A 1,829-nucleotide genomic window follows, 5' to 3' on the forward strand; every position below is an offset into this window, starting at 1 on the left:
GTGCGGCGGCGTCCTTCGACTGGCCGGCGGGTGGGTACACGCACATGGCTCCCGGCGACGTGGCGCTGCTCGGCACCGTCGACGGCTGGACCGTGCACGTGCCCGGCCACCCGGACGAGGCCGAGACCCTCCTGCGCCACGCGGTCGCCGCCGGCGACGACAAGGTCTACGTCCGGCTGTCGGTGCAGTCGAACGCGCACGGCCTCCCGGTCGACGGCGCGCGTCTCCTCACGGTCCGCGAGGGGCGTGCGGGGGTGGTCGTCGCCGTCGGGCCGACGCTCGACGCCGTGCTCGACGCCACGGAGGGCATCGACGTCACCGTGCTCTACGCGACGACCGTCCGGCCTCTCGACACGGCCGCCCTGCGCCGGGCCACGGAGTCCGCGGGGACGGACGTCGTCCTCGTCGAGCCCTACCTGGCGGGCACCTCGACGGCCACCGTCAACGACGCCCTCTCCGACGTGCCGCACCGTGTCCTGGGCCTGGGAGTGGGCCGCCGGGAGCTGCGCCGCTACGGCACCGTCGAGGAGCACGTCACCGCGCACGGCCTCGATGCCCGGTCACTGCGGGAGCGGATCGCGGGGTTCGTGGCGGGAGCCGGGTGAGTCACCCGTTCTCCGCCGTACAAGCCCGTCACTCCTTCTCCGCGCGCACCTCCTCCGGTATCCCCTTCCCCCCGGAGCGGGCCGTCGGCGGGTCGACGCGCACCAGGCGGCGTATCGCGGGGACCGAGAGCAGGGCGATCACGACGACGAAGCTCATCGCGCCGGAGACGAGGAGGACGTGGTCCGCGCCGAGGGTGGCCGCGGCCGGGCCCGCGAGGGCCTGACCGACGGGCATCATCGCTAGGGAGCCGGCAACGTCGTAGGCGTGGATGCGGTTCAGGACGTCGGGCTGCACCTGGGTCTGGACGCTCGTCGCCCACATGACGCCCCAGAACGACATCCCGGCCCCGGCCACGGCGGCACCGGTGGCCATCGCCGGGACGTCGAGGCCGAGTCCGACGGTCGCGGGGAACCCGGCGAAGCCGAAGAGGGCGATCGCCCCGGCCCGTAGCATCCGGCGGGGGCGCAGCCTGAGGGCGAGGAGTCCGCCGACGACGGTGCCGGCGCCCAGCGCGGAGTTGACCAGCCCGTAGGCGCGCGGGCCGTGCTCCTGGACGACCTCCGTGGCGACCAGCGGCACGGTCGGACCGTAGACGGCGATCATGTAGACGCACCAGACGGCGATCACGCCCCACAGCCAGGTGCGCGCCCGGAACTCCCGCCAGCCCTCGACGAGATCGGCCTTGAAGGCGCTCGCGCCACGCCCCGGAGAGCGGCTGCCCTGCGGAAGCGGGGGCAGACGGAGCAGCAGAAGGCAGAGGGCGCTGACCGCGTAGGTGGCGGCATGGGCCGCGAACACGCCGCCCGGTGAGGCGAAGCCGACCAGGAGACCGGCGACGGCGGGGCCGGCGAGTTGGGCGGCGGACTCGGCGATGCGTATGGCGCCGTTGGCGCCCTGGATGTCGGAGGCGAGCCGGGGCACCATGCTGGCCACACCGGGCTGGAACACGGCGCCCGCGACGCCGTTGACGACGCCGATCGCGCAGATCTCCCAGAGGACCACGTGATCCACGAGGAACAGCACGGCCGCGAAGGACTGGGTGCCGAGCCGCACCAGATCGGCGCCGATCATCAGCTTGCGCGTGCTGAACCGGTCGGCGATAACCCCGCCGAAGACGACGAGGCCGGCGAAGGCCGCGGCCGTCGCCGCCATGGCGAGCCCGACCGCGCCCGCGCCGTACCCGTGCTGGAGGAGGCCTGCGGCGAGGGCGACCGGGAGCATGG

Annotated in this window: 2 protein-coding genes; one reads left to right on the forward strand and one right to left on the reverse strand. The window is 74.2% G+C overall.

Annotated features, from left to right (window positions below):
* Positions 1 to 605 (forward strand): transketolase C-terminal domain-containing protein (locus ACTWQJ_RS51025; protein WP_443313140.1); only part of this gene is annotated, 605 nt, incomplete at its 5' end.
* A gap of 28 nt (positions 606 to 633) precedes the next feature.
* Here the strand turns inward: ACTWQJ_RS51025 and ACTWQJ_RS51030 are convergent.
* Positions 634 to 1,829, reverse strand: a 1,196-nt coding sequence (locus ACTWQJ_RS51030) for an MFS transporter (RefSeq protein WP_443313141.1), incomplete at its 5' end; no start/stop codon positions are given.

The sequence above is a fragment of the Streptomyces sp. KR55 genome, assembly GCF_052245645.1.
GTDB lineage: Bacteria > Actinomycetota > Actinomycetes > Streptomycetales > Streptomycetaceae > Streptomyces > Streptomyces flavusporus.